1 tRNA gene is annotated in these 254 nt (G+C 47.6%); it reads right to left on the bottom strand.

Annotated elements, in window-relative coordinates:
- Positions 1-106: 106 nt before the first annotated feature.
- A tRNA-Trp gene (locus tag AB4323_RS24235) sits at positions 107-183 on the bottom strand.
- Between the last annotated feature and the right edge of the window lie 71 nt (positions 184-254).

Here is a 254-nt window from a genome sequence, read left to right as displayed (position 1 = left end):
TTTCCGGATTGGTATAATACCGGGCTGGCGATCCAACTCCCAACATTGCTTCGTAGAAGCAACAGATGCAAAAAAGGCTCTAGCATTTCTGCTAGAGCCTTAAATATGGCAGGGGTGGAGAGATTCGAACTCCCAACACGCGGATTTGGAATCCGCTGCTCTGCCAATTGGAGCTACACCCCTAAAACTTTCATTACTTCAGATTCGAAAAAACCTCGCACTAGGCGAGGTTATCGAATAAGTGGCGGAGTGGA

Origin of the sequence: Vibrio sp. 10N.261.52.C11, assembly GCF_041471405.1 — a bacterium.
GTDB classification, from domain to species: domain Bacteria; phylum Pseudomonadota; class Gammaproteobacteria; order Enterobacterales; family Vibrionaceae; genus Vibrio; species Vibrio crassostreae_C.
The sequence above is the reverse complement of the archived record's forward strand: the minus strand, read 5'-3'. Positions and strand labels throughout refer to the sequence as shown.